At 60.1% G+C, this 7,903-nt stretch carries 8 protein-coding genes; 4 read left to right on the top strand and 4 right to left on the bottom strand.

The annotated features are described in order from the left end of the window. Positions 1–102: 102 nt before the first annotated feature. Positions 103–1,023, bottom strand: a complete 921-nt coding sequence (gene choX, locus QMX91_RS26680; RefSeq protein ID WP_282413627.1) for a choline ABC transporter substrate-binding protein — start codon at positions 1,021–1,023, stop codon at positions 103–105. A 15-nt stretch (positions 1,024–1,038) separates the two neighbouring features. Further along, positions 1,039–2,553 (bottom strand): choline-sulfatase, encoded by a 1,515-nt coding sequence (gene betC, locus QMX91_RS26675; RefSeq protein WP_282413626.1) that lies wholly within the window; start codon positions 2,551–2,553, stop codon positions 1,039–1,041. Positions 2,554–2,667: 114 nt separating this feature from the next. On the opposite strand from betC, the gene QMX91_RS26670 reads away from it, so the two are divergent. Next, the gene (locus tag QMX91_RS26670) at positions 2,668–3,618 is read left to right on the top strand and encodes a LysR family transcriptional regulator (RefSeq protein ID WP_282413625.1); all 951 of its coding nucleotides are present in this window, start codon (positions 2,668–2,670) and stop codon (positions 3,616–3,618) included. 81 nt (positions 3,619–3,699) lie between these two features. Here the strand turns inward: QMX91_RS26670 and QMX91_RS26665 are convergent, their stop codons facing one another. Then, complete coding sequence (locus QMX91_RS26665; RefSeq protein ID WP_282413624.1) at positions 3,700–4,365, bottom strand: NAD(P)H-binding protein; 666 nt, start codon at positions 4,363–4,365, stop codon at positions 3,700–3,702. An 83-nt stretch (positions 4,366–4,448) separates the two neighbouring features. Between QMX91_RS26665 and QMX91_RS26660 the strand changes: the two genes are divergently transcribed. Continuing rightward, entirely contained in the window at positions 4,449–4,775 is a 327-nt protein-coding gene (locus QMX91_RS26660; protein WP_098966448.1) for a DOPA 4,5-dioxygenase family protein, read from the top strand. Here QMX91_RS26660 and QMX91_RS26655 read toward each other — a convergent pair whose 3' ends face one another. Beyond that, positions 4,776–5,177: a GFA family protein gene (locus QMX91_RS26655; protein WP_282413623.1), complete on the bottom strand. Its 402-nt coding sequence runs from the start codon at positions 5,175–5,177 to the stop codon at positions 4,776–4,778. 323 nt (positions 5,178–5,500) lie between these two features. Here QMX91_RS26655 and QMX91_RS26650 point away from each other — a divergent pair, with 323 nt between their 5' ends. Next, positions 5,501–6,808, top strand: a complete 1,308-nt coding sequence (locus QMX91_RS26650) for a CitMHS family transporter (RefSeq protein WP_007954069.1) — start codon at positions 5,501–5,503, stop codon at positions 6,806–6,808. A 70-nt stretch (positions 6,809–6,878) separates the two neighbouring features. Next, positions 6,879–7,646, top strand: coding sequence for a TerC family protein (locus QMX91_RS26645; protein ID WP_027610258.1), 768 nt, complete (start codon positions 6,879–6,881; stop codon positions 7,644–7,646). Positions 7,647–7,903: the final 257 nt, after the last annotated feature.

The raw sequence follows: 7,903 nt of genomic DNA, 5'->3' as shown, positions 1-7,903 counted from the left end.
ACATAAAGATCGGCTCCCTTCCCCCTCGCCCCCTCTGGGGGAGAGGGCTGGGGTGAGGGGGCAAAAATCTCAAGCCGAGCAAAATTCAAAGCCACCCTATGGTCAAAGCTTTGCCTTTACAGCCGCCAAAGCATCCTTGCCATCCACGGTCTTCACCCCCTCCAGCCACTTGTCCAGCACCGCCGGATTGGCCTTGATCCATGCCTTCACCGCATCGGCATTGCTGACTTTCTTGTTCACCACCTCAGCCATGATGCTGTTCTCCATGTCCTGGGTGAACGCCAGGTTGGTCAGCAACTTGCCCACATTCGGACAGGCCTCGGCGTAGCCTTTGCGCGTCAGGGTGTAGACGCTGCCGGTGTCGCCGAAATACTTCTCGCCGCCCTTGAGGTAATGCATCTTCAGCTGCACGTTCATCGGGTGCGGGGTCCAGCCGAGGAAGGTGACGAATTTCTGCTTCTTCACTGCCCGCGACACTTCGGCGAGCATCGCCTGTTCGCTGGATTCGATGAGCTTCCACTGGCCGAGGTCGAAGTCGTTCTTCTTGATGATTTCCTGCAGCGAGATGTTCGCTGGCGCACCGGAGCCGATGCCGTAGATTTTCTTGTCGAACTTGTCGGCGTATTTGTTCAGGTCGGCAAAGTCATGCACACCGGCATCCCACACATAATCCGGGACGGCCAGGGTGAACTCGGTGCCGTCGAGATTCTTCGCCAGTTGCGTGACGTCACCGGTGGCGACGAACTTGTCGTAGAAGCCCTGCTGCGCCGGCATCCAGTTGCCGAGGAACACATCCACCTGACCGTCCTTCAAACCGCCGAAGGTGATCGGCACCGCGAGGGTGTCGACCTTGGCCTTGTAGCCCATGCCGTCCAGCAGAAACCCGGTGATGGCGTTGGTCGCGGCGATGTCGCTCCAGCCCGGGTCGGCCATTTTCACCGTTTCGCAGCTTTGCTCGGCGAATGCCGAGGCACTGCCCAGAGCCAGCAGGCCAATCATCAGTGCTGTGGATAACTTGCGCATGGACTTCCCCTTACATTATTGGTTTTGGCAGGGTTGTGGATAACGGGCCTTGCGTTCCAGATCGTCGAGGTCGATGTGGTTGCGCATGTACTGCTGACTGGCGTCCACCAGCGGCTGGTGATCCCAGCTCTTCAGCTTGCCGATGGTCAGGGCGTCGGCGACAAAACGCCGGCGGCGCTGGCTGGCGAGCACCTCGCGGTGAATCGCCGGGATGTCCCACTTGGCCCGCGCTTCGGCGAAAAAATCGTCGAACAGCTGGCGATGTTGCGGCGACTGGCTGAGTTCTTCGAGTTCACGCGGATCGTTGTGTACATCGAAGAGTAGGCACGGGTCGCTTTCACTGTAGATAAATTTGTAGGCGCCGCGACGGATCATCATCAGCGGGCTGACGGTGCCTTCGGCCATGTATTCGCCGAATACTTCGTCATGCCCGCCCTGCCCTTGCAGATGTGATAACAGCGAACGGCCATCCAGCGGCAGGCCTGGCTCCAAGGTGCCGCCGGCCAGTTCAACGAAGGTCGGCAACAGGTCGGCGGTGGACACTGCCGCGCTAACCCGGCCGGCAGCGAACTGCCCCGGCGCACTGATCAACAGCGGTACCCGCGCGGCCATCTCGAACCAGTGCATTTTGTACCAGAGGCCCTTCTCTCCCAGCATGTCACCGTGGTCGCCGGAGAACACGATGATGGTGTCATCGATCAGCCCGGTATCTTCGAGGGTTTGCAGAAGTTTGCCGACGTTGGCGTCGATATAGCTGCACGCGCCGAAGTACGCACGGCGCGCATCGCGAATCTTATCCACAGGCAATGGCTTGTCCCACAGGTCATAGACCTTGAGCAGGCGCTGCGAGTGCGGATCGAGGGAATGTTGTTCCGGGGTGGTCGGCAACGGGATGTCGCCATCGTCATACAAATCCCAGAACGCCTTGGGAATCGTGTACGGGTCGTGTGGGTGAGTCATCGAAACGGTCAGGCAGAACGGCTGATCGCCGTCCTCGCGAATGTGATCGAACAGGTATTGCTGGGCCTTGAACACCACCTCTTCATCGAAGTCGAGCTGGTTGGTGCGCACGCACGGCCCGGCCTGCAGCACCGACGACATGTTGTGATACCAGCTCGGGCGTACGTCCGGCTCGTCCCAGTTCACCGCCCAGCCGTAGTCGGCCGGGTAGATGTCGCTGGTCAGGCGCTCTTCATAACCGTGCAACTGATCCGGGCCGCAGAAATGCATCTTGCCCGACAGCGCGGTGCGGTAACCGAGGCGACGCAGGTAGTGGGCGTAGGTCGGAATATCGGCAGGGAAATCGGCGGCGTTGTCGTAGGCGCCGATCTTGCTCGGTAACTGGCCGCTGACCAGAGTGAAACGCGACGGCGCGCACAGCGGACTGTTGCAGTAAGCGGCATCGAACACCACGCCCTGAGCGGCGAGGCGCAAAAGATTCGGCAGTTTGATTGGCGACGGGCCGTAGATTGGCAACATTGGCGCGGCCATTTGATCGGCCATGATGAAAAGAATGTTCTTGCGCTTCATGTGATCGCGGCATTCCATAGTGAATATTTATGCGACATTGCTGCGATCGAGCATGGAGTCCATGCCCCGTCCGGTAAAGCCTGCGCCGGACAATGACTAGGATAAGCACAGCTTATGTATGATGCCCTCGGCAATCTGTCCCTCGACCTGTTGCGCGCATTCGAAGCGGCGGCGCGTCATCACAGTTTTACTGCGGCGGCGGTTGAGCTGGGCACCACGCAGCCAGCGATCAGCCAGCAGATCAAGCGTCTGGAAGAACAGCTGGGAGTACGACTGTTTGACCGGATCTATCGCGGTATTGAACTGACCGAGGGCGGCGCGATCCTGTTCGAGCAGGTTCAGCTCGGTTTACAGAATATCGACGCAGGATTGAGCGCGATCAGTACGCAGCAGCAACATGAGGTATTGCAAGTCGCCACCGATTTCGCCTTTGCCGCTTACTGGCTGATGCCACGCCTGCACCGCTTCCACGAAGCCAATCCGAACGTCGATGTCAGCCTGGTCACCAGCGAGCGCAACCACAACATGCTGCGCACCGACATCGATGTCGCGATCCTGTTCGGCGACGGGCGTTTCAAACAGGGCGAAAGCCATTGGCTGTTCAGCGAGGAAGTATTTCCGGTGTGCAGTCCGCAATTGCTCAAGGAGCGTGCCCTGCCCTTGCCTGCCCAGGCGTTGCTGGAGTTGCCGCTGCTGCACCTGCGCGGTGAAAACAGCAGCAACTGGTTTGACTGGAGCGGGCTGTTTCGCGAACTGGGCATCAGTACCCCGCCAGCACCGGGCCAATTGCGTTTCGACAATTACACCTTGTTGATTCAAGCGGCGATTGGCGGTCAGGGTGTGGCCATCGGCTGGCGCCACCTTGTGGATAACTTGCTGAGCCAAGGCTTGCTGTGTCGGCCGATCGCCGAGACCACGTTGTCGCGCCTCGGTTATTACGTGGTGCTGCCGCAACGCAAACGCCGGGGCGCGTTGATTCAGCAGTTTGTCGACTGGTTAATGGCCGAGCAGGCCAGCAGCGCCGAATCCCTGACGGGAATGGCGCTGCCTTCGATTGCGGTGTAAACAGCAAAAGATCGCAGCCTGCGGCAGCTCCTACAGGGGAGTCGCATTTCAAATGTAGAGCTGCCGAAGGCTGCGATCTTTTTACGTACCTGAGGTCGCGACAAAATTCACATGCTGCCCCACATGTAGATTCAACCGCAGCTCATCGGCAATCCCCACCGCGACCCGGTTCAGCCTTTCCAGCGGCTCCGCCAGCCCCGGCTCCAGATTGCCGCCCACCTGACTGAAATGCTCAATGGTCAGCCCCGCCACCCCGTGCGGCGCATTCACCAGCGTCCACTGCAATGGGCTGCTTTGCAGGGCCTCGCGGATTTCTTCGGCGGCGTGGCGTTGCAACCCGTCGTCCAGCTCCGGCTCGTCGAGCACGGCAAAATTCCCCACCAGGAACAGCCTGGAAACGTTGGCCGCTTGCAGGCCGTCGACCAATGCATCGACCGCCAGCACCTGTTCCACCGGGCCGAGCACCACGGACCTTTCCACATGGTCGCTGCTGAACGGCAACCCCGGAGCATCCAGCAGACAGATCACCGCCGAGCTGCCCGCTACGCTTTGCTTGACCCGGTCGGCATCGAACAGATCGCCGCTTTTGGTGCGCAGTCCCGGACGTGGTGCGAGTACGTTCAAATCGTCGAGAATCGCGATGACTTCGTGCTGACGGCGCAGCATTTCAGCCATCAACGCACCGCCCAGGCTGGCCATGGCACCATAGAGCACCACTTTCACCGTCGGGGTTTCGGCATTTTTCATGGCTGATTCCTTTTTGTTGTCCCTCGTATGGCGTGTGACACGCAGCCTGCGCCGAGGGTTCGAACCGATTCAGAGGCTTTCAGATGCACGCAATCAATGGCTATCACGCCCACGTCTATTTCGACGCTGACTCAATTGATCAGGCGCGCGCTTTGTGTGAACAGGCGGCGCAGTTGTTTCCTCTGAAGATGGGGCGCGTCCATGAGCGCCCGGTCGGCCCGCATCCAGACTGGAGCTGCCAGTTGGCTTTCGGCCCGGAGCTGATCGGTGAGGTGTTGCCGTGGCTGGCGCTCAATCGCAAGGGGCTGGTGGTGTTTTTGCACCCCGACACTGGCGATGATTTGCTCGATCACACCGAGCACGCGATTTGGATGGGCGCGATGCGGCCGCTGGATCTGTCTATTTTCTGATCAAAGCGTTTCTTCAGGCTCGCCCGGCAGATGCTCGTCCAGATGCAGCCAGGGCAATTGGCTGTCCGTCCAGATGTGCCGCTCGGCCGGCGCCCGCTCCGGGTGATCCAGCGTGGCGATGGTCACATCGATGCTCTCAGGGCTGAGCAATGTCACCAGCGCCAGCTGCGCGCCACAACGTGGACAGAAATACCGCGCGCAACTGCTCGACGAGTCATAGCGCGATGGCGTGCCGCTCAGCCACTGGACGCTGGCCGCCGCCACGGTAATCCACGTGGTGACAATCCCACCGCTGACCTTGCGGCAGATCGAGCAGTGGCAGTGGGCAATGTCCTGCAATGGCCCGCTGAACTGATAGCGGATGTGTCCGCAGTGGCAGCCACCGCTGTGCACTTCTTCCATGTCCCTGCCCTCCCGTCCCCGAAATGATTGACTCTAGCCGCATCCGACAGCCGGTTGGCCATTCGCCTGAAGCTTTCGTCAGCGAAAGGTAGCTGAAAGGTTGCCCGATTAGGATCGCCGCCACTACCGGCAACAGACCGGTTGGCCGATGCGTGTGATCGCTCGCACGTCAGGCCCAATTAACAACAACAATGGTGATTCTGATGTCCTCTGTAGCCCGCCTTCTCGCTGAAACTCCGCCCGTACGTCTCGTGCTTCCCGTTCTGCGCTGATCCCTTCCGATCCGCTCACTCAATTAGCCGCGCTACGCCTGGAGTAATCCCATGCTGACTTTCCTTGGCTTTGCCATGGTCATCACGTTCATGTTCCTGATCATGACCAAGCGCCTGTCTGCGCTGATCGCCCTGATCATCATCCCGATCCTGTTCGCCCTGTTCGGTGGTTTCGCGCCGAAGATCGGCCCGATGATGCTCGAAGGTATTACCAAGCTTGCGCCGACCGGCGTGATGCTGATGTTCGCCATTCTGTACTTCGCCCTGATGATCGACTCCGGCCTGTTCGACCCGGCCGTGCGCAAGATCCTCAAACTGGTCAAGGGCGACCCGTTGAAAGTTTCGGTCGGTACCGCCGTGCTGGCGCTCGTCGTTTCCCTCGATGGTGACGGCGCGACCACTTACATGATCTGCGTGGCCGCCATGCTGCCGCTGTACAGCCGCATCGGCATGAGCCCGCGGATCATGGCCGGTCTGATCATCCTCGCCGGTGGCGTGATGAACATGACCCCGTGGGGTGGCCCGACCGCCCGTGCCGCCAGTGCGCTGCATGTCGACCCGTCGGACATCTTCGTGCCGATGATCCCGGCCATGGCCGCCGGTGTGGTGGCGATCCTGATCATTGCCTACTTCTACGGCAAACGTGAGCGTGCGCGTCTGGGCGAGCTGCACCTGATCGGCGACGAGATCGATCACAGCGAAATCAGCGTCTCGCAGTTCCCCGATGCCCGTCGTCCGAAGCTGATCTGGTTCAACGGCCTGCTGACCCTGGCGCTGATGTGCACCCTGATCGCCGGCCTGCTGCCGCTGCCGGTGTTGTTCATGGTGGCGTTCAGCATCGCGATGATCGTCAACTACCCGTGCCTGCAAATGCAGAAGGACCGCGTTGCGGCCCACGCCGGCAGCGTGCTGTCGGTGGTCAGTCTGATTTTCGCTGCGGGTATCTTCACCGGTATCCTGTCCGGAACCGGCATGGTCGACGCCATGTCGAAAAGTCTGCTGGCAGTGATTCCGGACTTCCTCGGCCCGTACCTGGCGGTGATCACGGCGCTGGTGAGCATGCCGTTCACGTTCTTCATGTCGAACGACGCGTTCTACTACGGCGTGTTGCCGGTGCTCTCCGAAGCGGCCAGCCATTACGGCATCACCGCAGTGGAAATGGCCCGTGCCTCGATCGTCGGTCAGCCCGTCCACTTGCTCAGCCCGCTGGTACCGTCGACGTACCTGCTGGTGGCGCTGGCCGGTATCGAATTCGGTGATCACCAACGTTTCACCCTGAAGTGGGCAGTGCTGGTCTGCCTGTGCATACTGGTGGCCGCCTTGCTGCTGGGGACTTTCCCGCTGTTCAGCACGTTGTAACGGCATTCACTCACCATGACGCCAGCTGCTTGCTGGCGTCATGGTTTAACACTCGCTCAAAGGAATACACATGGATTGGCTGACCAACCCCGAAATCTGGGTTGCCTTCTTTACCCTGACCGCCCTGGAAATCGTTCTGGGCATCGATAACATCATCATGATTTCGATCCTGGTCAGCCGCATGCCCAAGCACATGCAGCAGCGCACGCGGATTTTCGGCCTGGGCCTGGCGATGATCACGCGGATCTTGTTGCTGCTGTCGATCACCTGGGTCATGCGCCTCACCGCAGACCTGTTCGTGGTGTTCGGCCAGGGTATTTCCGGGCGCGACCTGATTCTGTTCTTCGGTGGCCTGTTCCTGCTGTGGAAGAGCTCGCAGGAGATGTACCACGCGCTGGAAGGCGAAGACGAAAGCGGCGACGAGCCTTCGGGCAAGGGCGGCAACTTCCTCTACACCATCATCCAGATTGCGATCATCGACATCGTGTTCTCGCTGGACTCGGTAATCACCGCCGTCGGCATGGTCTCCCATGTGCCGGTGATGGTCGCGGCAATCGTCGTCGCCGTGCTGGTGATGATGGCGGCCTCGGGCAAGATCAGCGAATTCATCGACAAGCACCCGTCGCTGAAGATGCTGGCGCTGTCGTTCCTGCTGGTGGTCGGTACCGTACTGATCGCCGAGTCGTTCGACGTGCATGTGCCGAAAGGCTACGTCTACTTCGCCATGGCGTTCTCGCTGGCGGTGGAAGCGATCAACATCAAACTGCGCGGCGCGATGGCCCGGAAGAAACAGCAGCAGGATCCGGTGAAACTGCGCAAGGATGTTCCGGGGCAATAACCCGGTAGTCCTGAATCACGCAACACCCCTGTGGGAGCGAGCCTGCTCGCGAAGACGGAGTGTCAGTCGACAACAATGTTGGCTGATCCACCGCTTTCGCGAGCAGGCTCGCTCCCACAGTTGTTCAGGGGTACTGAAGAATCCGGGGCAGCCGTAATACCTGTAGGAGTGAGCCTGCTCGCGATAGCGGTCCGTCAGTCAGCAACGATGTTGAAGCTGGTCGCCCTATCGCGAGCAGGCTCACTCCTACAGGGGAC

This window comes from Pseudomonas sp. PS01299 (genome assembly GCF_029960145.1).
GTDB classification, from domain to species: domain Bacteria; phylum Pseudomonadota; class Gammaproteobacteria; order Pseudomonadales; family Pseudomonadaceae; genus Aquipseudomonas; species Aquipseudomonas putida_A.
Note: the sequence above shows the minus strand (reverse complement) of the source record. Positions and strands in the feature narration are given on the sequence as shown.